Origin of the sequence: Neobacillus drentensis (assembly GCF_036962125.1) — a bacterium.
Lineage (GTDB): Bacteria > Bacillota > Bacilli > Bacillales > Cytobacillaceae > Neobacillus > Neobacillus drentensis_B.
The window spans coordinates 16,071-32,478 of record NZ_JBALOA010000042.1 but is presented as its reverse complement, the minus strand read 5'-3'; the positions used below and the strand labels follow the sequence as shown (position 1 = coordinate 32,478).

General features: G+C 36.4%; 13 protein-coding genes. 4 read left to right on the top strand and 9 right to left on the bottom strand.

All coding sequences use genetic code 11. The annotated features are described in order from the left end of the window. Positions 1 to 39: 39 nt before the first annotated feature. From V7121_RS24020 to uxaC, 6 genes are all read right to left on the bottom strand, one after another. Positions 40 to 900: a sugar phosphate isomerase/epimerase family protein gene (locus tag V7121_RS24020; RefSeq protein ID WP_335548115.1), complete on the bottom strand. Its 861-nt coding sequence runs from the start codon at positions 898 to 900 to the stop codon at positions 40 to 42. Positions 901 to 961: 61 nt separating this feature from the next. Beyond that, positions 962 to 2,122 (bottom strand): Gfo/Idh/MocA family protein, encoded by a 1,161-nt coding sequence (locus tag V7121_RS24015; RefSeq protein WP_335493680.1) that lies wholly within the window; start codon positions 2,120 to 2,122, stop codon positions 962 to 964. Continuing rightward, positions 2,064 to 3,011, bottom strand: coding sequence for a sugar phosphate isomerase/epimerase family protein (locus V7121_RS24010; protein ID WP_335548140.1), 948 nt, complete (start codon positions 3,009 to 3,011; stop codon positions 2,064 to 2,066). Before V7121_RS24010 ends, V7121_RS24015 begins: the two co-directional genes overlap by 59 nt. After that, positions 3,011 to 3,943, bottom strand: a complete 933-nt coding sequence (locus V7121_RS24005) for an AraC family transcriptional regulator (RefSeq protein WP_335548113.1) — start codon at positions 3,941 to 3,943, stop codon at positions 3,011 to 3,013. The genes V7121_RS24010 and V7121_RS24005 overlap by 1 nt, the downstream gene beginning before the upstream one ends. Positions 3,944 to 4,192: 249 nt before the next feature. Then, on the bottom strand, positions 4,193 to 5,605 hold the full coding sequence (gndA, locus tag V7121_RS24000) for an NADP-dependent phosphogluconate dehydrogenase (protein ID WP_335548111.1): 1,413 nt from the start codon (positions 5,603 to 5,605) through the stop codon (positions 4,193 to 4,195). A 273-nt stretch (positions 5,606 to 5,878) separates the two neighbouring features. Further along, positions 5,879 to 7,282: a glucuronate isomerase gene (uxaC, locus tag V7121_RS23995; RefSeq protein WP_335493687.1), complete on the bottom strand. Its 1,404-nt coding sequence runs from the start codon at positions 7,280 to 7,282 to the stop codon at positions 5,879 to 5,881. Between the two features lie 246 nt (positions 7,283 to 7,528). On the opposite strand from uxaC, the gene V7121_RS23990 reads away from it, so the two are divergent. Next, entirely contained in the window at positions 7,529 to 8,722 is a 1,194-nt protein-coding gene (locus V7121_RS23990) for an ROK family transcriptional regulator (protein ID WP_335493688.1), read from the top strand. A gap of 211 nt (positions 8,723 to 8,933) precedes the next feature. Here the strand turns inward: V7121_RS23990 and V7121_RS23985 are convergent, their stop codons facing one another. Beyond that, positions 8,934 to 10,343, bottom strand: a complete 1,410-nt coding sequence (locus tag V7121_RS23985; RefSeq protein WP_335493690.1) for an MFS transporter — start codon at positions 10,341 to 10,343, stop codon at positions 8,934 to 8,936. Positions 10,344 to 10,745: 402 nt separating this feature from the next. Here V7121_RS23985 and V7121_RS23980 point away from each other — a divergent pair, with 402 nt between their 5' ends. From V7121_RS23980 to V7121_RS23970, 3 genes are all read left to right on the top strand, one after another. Further along, positions 10,746 to 11,405 carry an FMN-dependent NADH-azoreductase gene (locus V7121_RS23980; protein WP_335493692.1) on the top strand — a complete coding sequence of 220 codons (660 nt, stop codon included), beginning with the start codon at positions 10,746 to 10,748 and terminating at the stop codon, positions 11,403 to 11,405. A 166-nt stretch (positions 11,406 to 11,571) separates the two neighbouring features. After that, the gene (locus V7121_RS23975; RefSeq protein WP_335493693.1) at positions 11,572 to 13,098 is read left to right on the top strand and encodes a diguanylate cyclase domain-containing protein; all 1,527 of its coding nucleotides are present in this window, start codon (positions 11,572 to 11,574) and stop codon (positions 13,096 to 13,098) included. A gap of 153 nt (positions 13,099 to 13,251) precedes the next feature. After that, positions 13,252 to 14,538: a HAMP domain-containing sensor histidine kinase gene (locus V7121_RS23970; RefSeq protein ID WP_335548109.1), complete on the top strand. Its 1,287-nt coding sequence runs from the start codon at positions 13,252 to 13,254 to the stop codon at positions 14,536 to 14,538. Positions 14,539 to 14,562: 24 nt separating this feature from the next. Here the strand turns inward: V7121_RS23970 and V7121_RS23965 are convergent, their stop codons facing one another. Both V7121_RS23965 and V7121_RS23960 read right to left on the bottom strand, forming a co-directional pair. Further along, positions 14,563 to 15,540, bottom strand: coding sequence for a CAP domain-containing protein (locus V7121_RS23965; RefSeq protein WP_335493695.1), 978 nt, complete (start codon positions 15,538 to 15,540; stop codon positions 14,563 to 14,565). A gap of 125 nt (positions 15,541 to 15,665) precedes the next feature. Next, entirely contained in the window at positions 15,666 to 16,403 is a 738-nt protein-coding gene (locus V7121_RS23960; protein WP_335548108.1) for an SIS domain-containing protein, read from the bottom strand. Between the last annotated feature and the right edge of the window lie 5 nt (positions 16,404 to 16,408).

The following is a 16,408-nucleotide window of genomic DNA, read 5'->3' as shown; positions in this document are numbered from 1 at the left end:
CACCCCAATTATTTACTATCTTCTTATGACCATTTTATACTAAAACCATTCCCCAAACCCTAATTTTCTCAAGTGATTAGCTGAGATTTCGAGACATTCGAAAGGATCGCGACTATAGGTATCATCTTGTTCTACCAAGAAATACTGTGCTCCGCTTTCAAGTCCTGCTTCCATGATTGATTTGATATCAAGGTTTCCTTCACCAAGTTCAGCAAATTCAATCGTATTCGTGAATATGTCAAAGAATTTAGCCATGTCCTTAAAGTCAATATCGCTTAGATCCATTTGTCCAATTCGATAATCCTTCAAGTGTAAGAGTGATATACGGCCAGTATAGCCTTTAACAAATTCCACGGGATTTACGCCTGCTCTTTGAATCCAGTGAACATCCAATTCAAATCCTAGCTTAGTGGTATTATTTTTAATGATATCCAATAAATATTCACCATCAAACTTTTGGAATTCTAAGTGATGTGTATGGTAATACAATTCAACTCCATGTTCTGCTAATCTGTGAGCCATCTCTTCCGCTTTGGAAATGAACTCCATGATTTTATCTATATTACCCATAGCCATTAACGGCATCATGCCAATTCGTAAATAATTACAATCAAGGGTCTTGCAATCGCCTACGATTTTTTCAAAGTCACTTGTCAATGTCTCACCAGGCATTCCAGGAAGCATTGGCTCTACCGCAGCAGAAAGAGCTGCAATCTTAATATCAAAATCTTCACTCGCCCTTTTTAACTCCGCTACGTTCTCTGGAGTCATAGGGATTTGAGAAATTTCAACAGCGTGATAGCCAAGTTCACTCACTTGTCTCATAGTTTCATAGGCACCTAGTTCTTCAACTTTCCCCTTTAGCATCATCATTTGAACGCCGATTTTTCCCTTTTTCATAGAAATACCTCCATTTGTATTGATTGTTTTTTCTCTGATGACAATCGTTTCATGTGGATGATTACTTTCTAACCGGATATTTACCTTCTTCAGCAATCCGTTTATTTAATTCTTCTAGGAATAAATCTTCATCAAATGGGACTTCAATTTCCTTGCCTAACCAGCTTGACAGGTGCATTGCATTTGCAAGTCTAACTCCATTAATACCGTCGCTGCCTGGTGCTAATAATTCTGTACCTTTTACGATTGCTGAAGCAAAGTCTTCTAATACAGCAATGTGTTGTTCGCCCCAAACATTGCCAAAGTCTAGTACCTCTTCAGTGAAAATATCACCTGCACCGCCGCCCATAAACAGCTTCATTACATCTGACATATCCATAGAAGCGCTCATTTCATTTTCAGATTGTTTCAGGCGTTTGATAGTTACCTTTTTACTATCGTCTACCACGATTTTTCCTTTATCACCTAAGATTTCTAAACGGTCTGTCCCCATTACATCGTGTGTACGAGTTACGAATACACCGGTAGCACCATTACCATAATCAAATACTGCAGTCACATCGTCTTCAACCACAATATCTCTTTGAGAGCCAAAGTTTAATTTTGCATAAACCTTTTTCGGCAGGCCGCACATCCATTGAAGCAAGTCAATTTGGTGTGGCGCTTGGTTTACAAGGACACCTCCGCCTTCTCCGCCCCAAGTTGCTCTCCATTCACTTTGATTGTAGTATCCTTGAGGTCTCCACCATGTAGTAATAATCCAGTTGGTATTGCGGATTCTGCCAATCTCACCATTATCAATAATTTCTTTTACTTTTTTATAAAGTGGATTTGTACGCTGGTTAAAAAAGATTGCAAACTTAAGTTCAGGCTTTGATGCTGCAAAGTCGTTTAACTCTTTCACTTGTTTTGTATAAACACCAGCTGGTTTTTCCACTAATGCATGAAGGTTTCTTTTTAGTGCTTCAATTCCCATCTCAGGATGGAGGTAATGCGGAACAGTTGTAACGACTGCATCAACATCACCGCTTTCAAGCATATCGATATAGTTATCGTAGAAAGGAACACCAGGATACTTCTCTTCTGCTCCTTGTTTTTTAGCAGGATCATTATCACAGATCGCACCAATCACCATGTTTTTAACTTTGCCTTCAGCTATGAAATTAGCATACATACCACCTTCTGCACCTAATCCAATAATCCCTAATCTTACATTTGTCATAATTAAATTCCCCCGTTTTCAATTTTTTTAGAATATCTAATAGTGCTTCATATTGAAGCTTGTAGCCGCCGGCACCATCCAGCCCTTTGTTGTCCTTAATAATCTCAGTTGCATCCTCTAGTTCTAAATCCTTTAATGAATCAAATAGAACAAGATGTGGCTCAAGAGTTAAAAAGCCTTTGTAACCGCTCTTAATAAACTGAGCAAGTAATTCCGGTATTTTTCCTTCGCCAGTTCCACAGACAACATTTTGGCTATCCGATGTTACAGCATCCTTTATGTGTATATAAACGATCTCATTTTTTAAGAGATTGTAACACTCCTGTGTATCCTCACCGCATTGTACGAAATTTGCGAAATCAAAAATTCCTTTAAAGTAAGGAGAACCTACTTCTGTCAAAATCTCATGACAACGTTTACCGATATCACCAAAGATATCCTTTTCATTTTCATGCAGCAAAATCACATTGTAGTTTTCTGCAATGGCTGCAAATTCCTTTAACTTGCTAACAACCTGACTGCGATATTGATCTGCATCCTCGCCCTTAGGAATATAGAAGCTGAAAATTCTTATATACTTGCAATCAAGCAGGTTGCTAATTTGACAAAGCGTGTCCAACATAAGCTTTTGTTTGGCAAAACCTTCTTCATCATTGATGAAGACTTTACCGATAGGTGAACCAATGGATGATACACCAATTGCCGCTTCTTGCAGTCTTGGCTGAACTGTTTCCTTAATTTCATCAACAGAAAAGTCCCCAATATTTTTCCCATCAATACCACGAAGGGATATATACTTCATTCCTAGATTTGAAACAACTTCAAGTTGTGTATCAAAATCTGATGATATTTCATCTGAAAATCCTGAAATCAATAAATCCGGTATCATCAATTATGGTCCTCCTTCTTTACAGGAATGGTGCTTCCAATTTTAGTTTTACGATAATTTGAAGGGGTCATGCCCACCTTGTCTTTAAAATAGCGGCTGAAATGTGCAACACTCTCGAATCCTGTTGCTTGCGATACCTCTGTTAGTGTTTGATTCGGCTCTATTTCCAATAGATACTTCACTTGGTTAAGCCGACAGCCCATCAGATATTCCATCACTGTAAAGCCTGTGACTTCCTTAAATACATGGGATACATAATACTTACTAAGATTCAATTCTGCTGCCACTCGATCCAAGCTAACTTTTTCGATATAGTGTTCATTAATCCAAGAGGCAATTTCTTCGGCATGGATTTCCTTATCTGACTTTTTACTTGTCACATGGGACAATTCTTTTTGACTCATTTGATAAATTTTTATTAGCAATTGAACTAATTCAAGCTTTACTTCCGCTTCTAACAAGTCGTTCCTTTTACCTGACCGCTGCATCTCTTCGTCCAATTGCGCCAAAGAGCCAGCTATTTGCTTGATCTTTCCATCAACAAAAAGACCCGATTCATCATACCCTGTTCGAATCAAATAATTGTTTAATTTTTGAAAAGGGTCTAATAAATTCGTCAATCCCAAAACAGACAGTATCTCCTGGAGCCTGGTCGGAGAAAAATGTAGCATGCTTCGAGTATAGGTACCCCCAACCTGCGGGTTCGCTTTATGCAGGGTCATGCCATCCAAAAGTATAATATCTCCAGGTTGTAAATCATAAATCCGATTGTTGATTAAATACTTACAATCACCTGAATGGAAAAAATAAATTTCATATTCTTGGTGTGAGTGGAAATTAAATAAGGACTCTACTCCCTGCATATGGTAGTATGCACTAATCCAATCCTCTGTAACTTTCATATTGTAAGAAGATGAATTCCCCTTATCCATTACTTTCACACCCTTCAGGTAAGCGCTAACAAAATTAGTTCGTTTACTGAACATACTTTTATTTTATTGCAAATAACGCCAAAAAACATTGGCTAAAAATGCGCAAATTCGCTCTTAATTTGACTGATATTGCTTTATATTTTGTAACCTTAGTCAAAATTAACAAAAAAAAGAGACAAACCCAGCTTTTTCATGCTAGTTCGTCTCTTAAAAGGAACACATTCATCCTACCTTATAATTCCTAACGGCTTATTCCATCCAATTGGTATGGAATACGCCTTCTTTATCAATCCGTTGGTAAGTGTGCGCACCAAAGTAGTCACGTTGAGCTTGCAACAGATTAGCTGGAAGTGTTTCAGTACGATAGCTGTCAAAGTAAGCAATGGCACTAGCAAATGATGGAACAGGAATACCACGCTCAATAGCAATAGCTAAAACTTGACGTAACGCTTGTTGATAGTTATCAACAATATCTTTAAAGTAAGGATCTAATAAAAGATTCTTTAATTCAGAATCACGATCGTAGGCATCTTTAATCTTTTGTAAGAACTGAGCACGAATAATACATCCACCACGGAAAATCATCGCAATATCACCATAACGAAGATTCCAATCATATTCTTCAGATGCCACGCGCATTTGGGCAAACCCTTGGGCATAAGAACAAATTTTACTCATATACAAGGCTTTACGAACAGATTCAATTAACTCTTCTTTATTGCCTTCAAACGCAGTTGGTTTTGGACCATTTAGGATACCGCTTGCCTTAACACGCTCTTCCTTCATAGCTGAAATAAACCGAGCAAATACGGATTCAGTAATAATTGGAAGTGGAACACCTAAATCTAAGGCATTCTGGCTAGTCCATTTGCCTGTGCCTTTTTGGCCAGCAGTATCTAGAATTACGTCCACCATTGGTTTACCAGTTTCTTCGTCAACTTTGGTAAAAATATCTGCAGTAATTTCAATTAAATAGCTATCCAATTCGCCTTTATTCCATTCTGCAAATACAGAATGAAGTTCATCTGCACTTAAGCCAAGAACATTTTTCAAGATAAAATAGGCTTCTGAGATTAATTGCATATCCCCATATTCAATACCATTATGAACCATTTTCACATAATGACCTGCACCGTTTGGACCAATGTATGTACAACAAGGGTCTCCTTCTACTTTTGCAGAAATCGCTTCTAATATCGGCTTAACAAGATCATAGGCTTCTTTTTTACCGCCAGGCATGATTGAAGGACCTTTCAATGCACCCTCTTCTCCACCTGATACACCAGTTCCAATAAAGTGAAAACCTGCATTCTCCAGTTCCTTGTTACGTCTGATTGTATCTTGGAAGAATGTATTCCCTCCATCGATAAGAATGTCGCCTTCTTGTAAAAATGGTTTTAAAGATTCAATTGTAGCATCTGTTGCCTTCCCCGCTTGAACCATTAATAAAATTTTTCTTGGTGTTTCTAAAGAATTAACAAACTCTTCTATTGTTTGTGCTCCAACAAAATTTTTACCTTCTGCTTCATTTTTTAAAAATGCTTCTGTTTTGTCATAGGAACGGTTAAAAACAGCTACAGAATAGCCACGGCTTTCAATATTTAAAGCTAAATTTTTTCCCATTACTGCTAAGCCAATGACACCAATTTGTTGTTTTGTCATATTAAAGTACCTCTTCTTTCTTTATTTAATTAATGGTCCAATAAACATACCATCCATAATAACGATTAAATGTAATAACATCAAGTAATTCAGCCACTATGACCATAAATTTCAAATGCAAATTGGCGGCAGGTACTCATCAATGCCGACAATTCTTTCCCAATCTGCTGGCACTTTATAGTTTGCTCTAATTAAAAGGTTTAACACATATTTTTCCAAGGGAATTAAGGAGGGGATCGTATTTTAGAACCCCACCCTATTGGTTTTACTAAATTAACGAACTAAAAAGAATTTTTCAGCATTTTCAAAGCAAATATTACGAACCATTTGCTCCATATGTTTCATATCATTCGGTGCTAACCCTTTTTCAACCCAATCACCGAGGAGGTTACATAGTATTCGACGGAAGTAATCATGACGCGCATAAGATAGGAAGCTGCGTGAGTCTGTTAACATACCGATAAAATGGCTAAGTAAACCTACATTTGCAAAATCTCTCATTTGTCTTTCCATACCATCGATATGATCGACAAACCACCAGCCAGAGCCTAATTGAACTTTTCCTGGAATGCCTTCTTCATAGAAGTTCCCCATCATTCCAGCTAAGATTACATTGTCTTTTTGATTCAAGTTGAATAAAACTGTCCTTGGCAAGGCATTTTCTTGATCAAGAGCATCAAGGAATCGAGATAAACCTTCGGCCATATTTGCTTCTCCTACGGAGTCAAATCCGACATCCGTTCCTAGCAGGTCCTTCATTCTAGTGTTGTTGTTTCTCATTGCACCCATATGAAGCTGCATAACCCATTGTTTCTCAGCATACATTTTGCCAAGCTCTTTTAGTAGGAAGTAACGGTAGGCAACTAATTCATCATTGGATACCTCTTCGCCACTTAATCGTCTATTAAAAATTGCTTCAATCTCTAGTTTTGTTGATTCCACGTATTCCATTTTTTGAATATCATGATCCGAAGCACGGCCCCCATGTTCATGAAAGTATTCTACTCGTTGTTTCAACGCTGCTAAAAATCCATCAAATGAATCAATAGTTACCCCTGAAACTTGCGCCAATTTTTCAATCCAGCTTGTGAATGTTGGCCGTTCGATAAACATCGCCCCATCAGGTCGGAAAGTTGGTGCAATCATCGTTTGAAAAGTTTCGTCATTTTTCAATAATTGATGGTATTCAAGTGTAGAAATCGGGTCATCAGTCGTTCCAATAAACTTCACATTTGACCTTTCAATCAAAGCTCTTGCGCTGAATTCAGGCTTTTGTAATTTTTCATTACACTCGTCCCAAATTTCACGGGCTGTTTCTGGGCTTAATACTTTATCAATCCCAAAAAACATTTTTAATTCTAAGTGGGTCCAATGATATACTGGGTTTCCTATTAAGTGAGGAACTGTCTCTGCCCATGCTGCAAATTTCTCCCAATCATCTGCATCTCCTGTAATATACCGCTCTCCAATACCGTTCATCCGCATTGTCCGCCATTTGTAATGGTCTCCACCAAGCCAGATTTGTGTAATATTTTTGTATGTCTTATTTTCCCAAACTTCCTTTGGATCTAAGTGGCAATGAAAATCAAAAATTGGTGAAGACACTGCTGCATGTTCATATAGTTGAATTGCAGTTTCTGTATTAAGTAAAAAATGTTGATCCATAAATTTCTTCATCTAATATCTCTCCTTTAAATAGAGTTCATTCTGGTTCATGCACATCTGAAACCCCTTACAGAAATATATAAGTCACACTTCTAAATTCAATATTTTAATTTGTTTAATAAACAAATTAACTACATAATTAATTTATCACGATTAATAGGTTTAGTCAATTAACTAATTAGTAATAATAAACCTATTTAATGAAAGAACTGATATAATAGGATTATGAACAAGAAATTCCCGATATGGAGGATATAAATGGTTACCGGTGATGCAGCATATATAAAGAAAATTAATCGCTCTTTAATCATACGAGAAATTATTAAAGAAGGAATGATCTCAAGAGCAGATCTATCCAAGGTCACTAACTTGACGAGAGCAACAATCTCAGCTCAGGTTGCAGACTTACTAGAAGATGGGCTAATCATAGAAACACAGCTTGAGCATTTCACGGTTGGAAGAAAACCCATTATGCTCTCATTAAACGGACAGGCTGGCTATGCACTTGGTATTGATCTTGATTATGGACAAATATCATTTACATTAACAGATCTTCTGGGCTATCCTATATCATCTAATATTATTAAAATTAGTAATATAGAATATACAGAGATTTTAAACCTTTTAGTTGACCAAATAAAAAAGTACCAAGCTAATTTTAAAGACAGTCGTTATGGCATTGTAGGAATTGTCATTGCAATCCATGGCCTGGTTGCAAAAGATGAAGTTATTCACTATATTCCAAAGTTAAATTGGCACAATATCCACTTAAAAAGTGATTTAGAAAGAGAAATCGATATACCTATACATCTTGAGAACAATGCAAATCTAAGCTCTTTTGCCGAACGTGTTTATGTACATCATGAAACAGACAATCTGCTTTGTGCTACCCTCTATTCAGGTATCGGTCTTGGCATGATGATGAACGATGATTTTTTCCGAGGGCATGAAGGCTATGCGGGCGAAATTGGTCATATGATCGTAGTGCCAGGAGGCAAACCTTGTAATTGTGGCAATAAAGGCTGCTGGGAAAAGTATGCCTCCGAATCCAGCATATTTGAATACCTGGCCGAAAAAAGGCAAATCAACAATCTGTCTTACGAGCATATTCAAAAGTGGCTTGATGAAGGCGATGAGGAAGTACACGACTTGATGCAGCAATTCATTTTCTACCTATCAATAGGTTTGAATAATATGATTAACATGTATAACCCAGACGTGCTGGTGATTGATAGTGAACTATTACGTATGTATCCTGATTCACTTAATAAAATTAGTAAAAATCTGACCTCTTCCATCAGTCATTACCGTGAACTGATGATCTCAACAATCGGAAAAGAATCTTGCCTCCTTGGGGCATGCGCACTTGCGATAAAACAATTTCTCGATGTCCCTATGTTAAATTTATCTTTTGATTTTAAAACCAAAAAAGTTGAAAACGCAATCATTTAGTCGTGTGATTGCCTCCCAGTTACAATAAAAGCCCCTTTTAGCAATAGCTAAAAGGGGCCTTTATTGTTAAGAGCTCTTTAAATTATCAACAAGATCATTAGCAGGGACAAAATCAATAAATTGTAGCGATGAAAAGAAAAATTGCCGAGTAAAGCACCCTTTCTCGACAATCTGGAGAGCTTTTAGCTCTCTTCTTTCTGAATTATTATGTTTAATTATTACCTTTTCTTTTTTCAGCAAGATCAATTGTAAGTTGTAGTGTGCGTTTTTTATTTAAAGGATATAAGAATACAATGATTAGGAATACTACACCAAGTGCAATTGCAGGTACTAATGTGCCAAGTGTATGAATTCCTTGCAAAGTTTCTGCTGATTGTGCTTTAGCAGATGAATTATAACCAACTGCTGCGATTGCTGCACCACCAACACCACCGGCAACTGCTTGACCGATTTTACGTGCCATAGAATAGATTGAGTAAACAGTTCCATCCTCACGTAAGCCAGTTAAATACTCATGATAATCAATAACGTCCGTAACGAAAGCCCAAATGACAAGGTTAAAAATACCATAGCCAAGCATTCCAACGGTTAAAACTCCGATAAATTGTGTTGCTGTTAGGTTAGGAAGGAAATATAGAACTCCATAGACAACGGTAGCAAGTAATAAGCCACCAGAAGCCACTTCTTTTTTGCCAAATTTCCCAACCAATGGTTTAATAAATGGCATCGCTACAAATACTGCAATAGATTGGAAAAGACCAACCATACTTAATGCTTTAGCATTTCCAAAGTAATCCTTAAATAAATAAACGTTTACTGCACCAATTAACATAAAAACAACCAGGAATAATAATGAAGCAATAAGGAACCATATTAATGGTTTATTTTTTACAAGACCCTTCATTGTATGTCCTAAGTTCATCTTTGGTTTAGTTGTTTCATCCATTTTAATCCGTTCAACCGATAATTTATAACAAGCCATGTAACAAGCAAGTGCAAGTACACCAAAAATGATTGCGGCTAATAGGAAGCGATTAGCATCTGGTCTGTTGTTAACAAATAGAATCATCGGTCCAACTACGTTAATAATTAAACCTGCCAAGTTAGCACCTAAAGTTCTCCAGCTTGAAAGTGTAGTGCGTTCAACAGCATCTCCAGTAATAACGGAAGCCATTGATCCATAAGGGATATTAACTGTACTATAAAGAGTTCCCCAAAGAATATATGTTACGTAAGCATAAGCAAGATAAAATCCATTTGACATTCCCGGAATGTGAACAAACATTAACACACCAACGATTACGAGTGGAAATGACATTCTAAAAATCCATGGTCTAAATTTTCCGTTTTTCCCTGCTTTTCTTGTATCAATAAAGCGTCCCCACGAAACATCTGCTACGGCATCCCACAAACGTGCAGAAAAGAATAGTCCGCCGACTACGGCCGGATTCAAATGATAAATATCAGTATAGAAAACCATTAAGAATGCTGCTACTAGAATAAAGAAGAAATCATTTCCCCAATCACCAAACATATAACCCAGTTTATCTTTCATGCCAAACTTTCTGAAGCCATTTGTAGATCCTTGTTCTACAGCTGTCTTGTTTGCAGGTTGACCCATTTTTTACTCCTCCATCTTCTATATATTTATTGGTGTTACAAATTGACTTGCATTTTCCCCCTGAAGAGATAACTAAATATTCAACGCATTGAAACCCTTTTCATTAAGAATTAAAAAAATATTATTGCGGTTAATTAGTTAGTTTGATGAACTAATTAATATATTTGTATCTTATCATCCTCTAATTATTCAGTCAATAGATTTTTGAAAGCGTTTAAATAATAAATTTTGGAAGTTTAATATATTAGGAACCTGTAAGAATTTAAGATTTTCCCCTTGATAAATATTAAATTAGACACTTATTGTTCAAGAACGTCACCAGATGTTCAATCTTGAACAAAGTTATTTTTTTTATAATAGATATAGTGATTGAATATTTTAAGATGGGTCGTGAATTATTTTATGGAGAAATTACTTTATATAACGGCAAATCCAAAAGGGCTCGAGAAATCAAAAGGATTAAAAATTGGAGAAGCCTTTCTTGAATCTTTCCAACAAGAGCGTCCCGAAGTAACTATAAAGAAAGTAGATTTATTTTCTTTAGATTTCCCTCAAATGGATGCGGATTTAGTTTCCGCAAGAGGGAAACTTGCTGGTTACGGATATACTATGGATCAACTAACTGACATTGAAAGAGAAAAAATCTTAAAAATGCATGACCTAGCCAATGATTTCATCAGTTATGATTACTTTGTTTTTGTTTCGCCTATGTGGAATTTAAACTCCCCTGCTATTTTAAAAGCTTATATTGATAATCTTTTTATTGCAGGAAAGACATTTGCTCATACCGCTAACGGTCCAAAAGGACTTCTAACCAATAAAAAGGCAATTCACCTCCAAACAAGAGGCGGTCAATACACAGGAACTCCAATGGAAGCATTGGAATCAGGTGACCGTTATTTAAAAATTGCTCTTGGTTTCTTAGGAATAGAGGTTAGGGATTCAGTTATTACGGAGGGATTTGATATTAATCCTGTAAAGGTACCAGAAATTCTTGCAAAAGGAATCGAAAACGCCAAGCTTGCTGCTAAAGATTTCGCCCACACGCCTGCTTTGGTTTAAGATAGATTAAAATGTTGGGTTTCCTATTATATGGGAATCCCTTTTTTATTTTCTTGCTTTGTCATAAATATCTAATTTATTGTATAATTGGAGAGATGCTTTAATTATCTTTTTTATATTTTAAAATAACACTTGAAATCTTATTCACTATACTAGGAGAGTATTCATGTTAAAAGATTTTGTCTCAAATGCAGCAATATTAATTGCTACTTTTTCTATAATGGGTGTGGTATTAAAGGACAAGCCATTCAAGACTAACTCTCCACTTTCCTCTAAGCTCTATTGGGGTCTTTGTTTTGGGGTATTGGGCAATGTATTAATGTCATTTAGTATTCAAATAAATTCAAATACAATCGCCGACCTACGACATTTGGCCATTGTTATCGCAGCTACTTTTGGCGGCTACATCCCCGCATTAATTGCTGCAATACTTATAGCTGCAGGAAGAATCATTCTATTTGGTATTAATGAATCGTCATTACTAGGAGCAATCGGAGCAATTCTAACAGGAATATTTTGTGGGGCTATTTCAAATCTCAACATGGCAAGAACCTTAAAAGCATTCCTCATGAACCTAATTGGTCTAGTTTTCGTTTCAATTATTTTCATCATTAGAGTTGAAAATCTTCAAATTCTTAAAGAGGTATTAATGATGCATTATCTTATCTCTCTTATTGGCGGCTTTTTAGCCTATCATTTCTTTGTGTTTGTGATAAATTCTTATGAAGCACAAAATCAACTAAAACATAGTTTAATTAAATTAAAAGAAACGGAAGAGAGATTTCGTCTGATAGCTGAATACTCTAGTGATATGATTACTATGCACAATGAAAATACAGAATATAACTATATTTCACCTGCAGTTAAGGAAATTATTCATTTTGAGTATCCAGAGCTTTTAGGTAAAAAAATGGAGATGTTTATTCATCCAGATGATATTAGTCAAACAATAGAAATGTTTCAAAAAGCACTTGAACAAGGTGCGGCTAATTCAACCTACCGTTACCGTACTAAAATGGGAGGCTTTGTTTGGATCGAATCTGCGCTAAAGAGTGTTCACTTCGAGGAAGATGGAAGCAAAAAGGTAATCATTGTATCAAGAAATATAACCGAACGAAAGATAACTGAACAAAAATTACAAGAGGCAAATGAACTTCTTAATCGACTCTCCTATATGGACGGTCTTACAGGGATCTCAAATAGAAGATATTTTGATGAAACTCTTCTAAAAGAATGGTCAAATTCATGTTCAACTCATTCCCCGCTTACATTAATTATGTTTGATATTGATTACTTTAAAAAATACAATGATACGTACGGGCATCTAAATGGAGACTTTTGCTTACAATCCATTTCACAGGCCATTAATAATCAAATAAATGTTAACTCGAATTATACTTTTTGCCGTTATGGCGGTGAAGAATTTGCCCTTATTTTACCTTCGACCGGGATTATTGAAGCAGAGAAAATGGCAAAACATATTAAAGGGACAATTGAAAATCTAAGAATCCCTCATATTAGTTCTGATATAGCAGATATTATTACATTAAGTATTGGAATTGCCTCCGTTTTACCAAATAATTCTGTTAAGCCACAAGAGTTAATACAAATGGCTGACGAAGCTCTTTATTTATCAAAGACAAAAGGAAGAAATACCATATCTGTTAGTCATTTAAGTGTGGAAGGTTTGTAAAAAAAGCCTTCCTTTTTTATTATTAGATATTGCCATTTTATTAAAAATATTATCGAATCCTACTTATTTTCACAAAATTTCGTATATTTTGTTGTATAATGTGGAGTATACATGTAATATTTTCCTATTAGCATTTATTGGATGGTGAAGTCAATGGAAATAACAAAACATCTTTTTTTAAACCTCTCACTATTTATTATATTTGTATTTATCTGTTTAATTTTTTTCGATAATTGTAAAAAACTGACTCTTTCCAAATCCTCTCTAATTATCTTGTTTATTGCCATGCTTTGGCTATGCATTCAATTCTCATACAATCCGGTTCCAAATGCCAGATATGATTTAAGGATTATTCCTTTAGTCTTGGGGGCTCTTTATATCGGAATCGGACCTATTCTTATTGCCGCTACTTTATTTATCAGGGGCCTGTATGGCTTTGATTTCGGCTTTCTTCTAACCTGTATCCTTTACGTACCTCTCGCTGTAATTTTCTGGCGGTTATACCCTTGGTTTTTAAAGCAAGTTCCTGCACGCCGTATCTTTGTTACGATATGTATGGGAATAGTCCTTGGCGTGTTAACTGTGATAGGAATGGGTTTCGCCAATCCAGACGCTTATTGGCTCGACGCTTGGATTGCATTCCTAATTATTCCTTCACTTGGGGTTGGCATTATTTCCTACGGGATTGAATTTGTTCATAGGAATAATGAAATGCAGCAGCAACTTATAAAAGCAGAAAAACTAAAAGCCGTTGAACAAATGGGAGCAGCCATTTCCCATGAGATCCGGAATCCTCTAACGGCAGCTAGTGGTTTTGTTCAACTCCTTCAGGATGACTACCTTTCAAGACAAAAAAGAAAAGAGTACTTAATGATTGTAAAGGATGAGTTACTATCTGCTGAACGTGTCATCCAAGATTATTTAACCTTCGCTAAGCCATCCTTAAATGCGTTCGAAGAACTAAATGTAAAAAGTGAACTACGACAAATCATCAATATTCTTCTGCCATTAGCTAACCAAAATTCAGTCGAAATTATTACTGATTTTTCAGTGATTGGATTTATTAAGGGAGATGGACAAAAGTTTAGGCAATGCTTTGTCAATGTTATCAAAAATGCAATTGAATCAATGCCAAATGGCGGCTATCTAACAATAACAACTGAATTTAGTAAAAATTATGTAACAATAAGTGTTAAGGACACAGGGATTGGCATGACGATGGAGCAGCTTGAGCGTTTAGGAGAACCCTTTTACTCAACAAAAGGAAAAAATGGTACAGGCTTAGGAATGATGGTTGTATATAGCATAGCCCGTGCCATGGATGGTTCGATCTGGGCAGAAAGTGAAGTCGGTATAGGAACCACTTTTTATTTTAAATTTCCCACCATACCGTCCATTGCGAAAAACGAGGTACAAAAAGCAAACCAACAGGAGAACTAGCTTCTGTCGGTTTGCTTTTTTACTTTATTTCCCTATAAACATTTGTGTCCAGTGTTTACCTGTTGCCTCATATCCTACCCCAATATGAGTAAATTTTGAACTTAAGATATTTCTTCGATGGCCTTCACTATTCATCCAAGCTGTTACCACTTCTTGAGGTGTACGTTGTCCTTGAGCGATATTTTCACCTGCAGACTTATAGGTCACCCCAAAGTCTCTCATCATGTCAAACGGAGACCCGTACGTAGGGCTGGTATGTGAAAAATAATTCTTTTGCTGCATATCCAGTGATTTTTTCTGAGCTACTCCGTTAAGCTGTGTATCAGCCTTTAAAGCAGGCAGCCCATTTTTACTACGTTGTGCATTTGTTAAGTCAATCACCTGTTGAACGTATTGACTAACAGCTCCAGTGGTTGGAGCATTTTGCGTTTGAGTAGGTTGTTTTGGTGCTGGTGTAGTCTGTTTTGGTGCTGGTGCAGGCGTTGGCGCTGTTTGTTTTGGTGCTGGTGTTGCTTGCTTTGGTTGTTGAATTGGTGCCTGGCCAGTCGGTGCTTGTTGATTGATATATGGTTGTATCTGCTGGAACGCCCAATTTCTTGGGTCGATGGTAATATACTGATATTTCGCATCTCTGATCAATACTGCTCTTGTATGAGGATATTGGTCACTATTCAACGATGTTTGATAGGCAGATATCATATCATCATTGTTGTTGTAGTTTTTCTTATTTTTTCGTTTGGTATTGAACAAATTTACATCTAGATCTGATTGATTGTTATTAGTGTTCGTGTAATCCTCGGTTAAGGGACCATTATGGTCAATCCCATTATCACGCCCGTTACGGACATCCATATATGGGGTGTTGTTTCTGATATTCGTGTTATTCATCCCAACACGATTTGTCGTTTGGTCATTAATGTCATTTTTATCATTGTTATTACAAGCAGCAAGTCCCATTGTTAAGACTGCTGTTAAAAGCATCCCCACAGGTTTTTTTATCAATTGAAATACCTCCTTTAGAAAAATCATCTTACCCCTTTATTTTTCTTGATTTTCAAAGAAAGTATTGGTGGAAAATAAACGTATTTTATTTACAACAAAAAACCAACAATAATAATTGTCGGCTTTTATTTTTCCAACATCGGAATGCGCTCTTTGTATTTGTTAATTAGCACACGATTATGTTCTTCTGCACCATCTGCATTCCCACTTTTAAAAATTGGCGGTTCGAAGTTATTTTCAACCATTATATTTATCGCTTCAACCATGATTCCATTAACGATCGCTGTTCCGATAACGGTTGAACCAGAACCAAAGGTTAGTCCGAGGGACTCGTGCTTCATTAAGGCATCCCCAACCATTATATGATTATCAATAGAGAGGTCAGCTGTCTGATACAGATATTTACCAGTTTTATGTCTAGATGCCACTGCTTTTGTGTAAACGAATGAGGAAATACTAATGACAAACGCACCATTATTTTTAGCAAACTCAGCAACATCGATTGGGACGGGGTTCCTTCCAGAGGTGGAGGCAACAATGACCACATCTTGCGGACCAATATCTACATTAGACATAAATTTATTGGCAAAGTCATTTTTCTTTTCTAATTGAGATGAACGAACAGCCCCTTTATGAAGCATTAAATCTTCAATTAGGATAGGGTTAATCGGGACCAATCCACCTGCTCGATAAAAAAGTTCTTCCCCAAGAATATGTGAATGTCCGCACCCAAAAACATGTACAACTCCATTGTTTTGGATACACTCGGCAACTTTCTCTGCCGCTTTTTTGAGGCGCTCAGTTTCATCCTTTTCGACTAAGCTTAATAAATTCTGAAGCTTATGAAAATATTGACTGAACATACTAA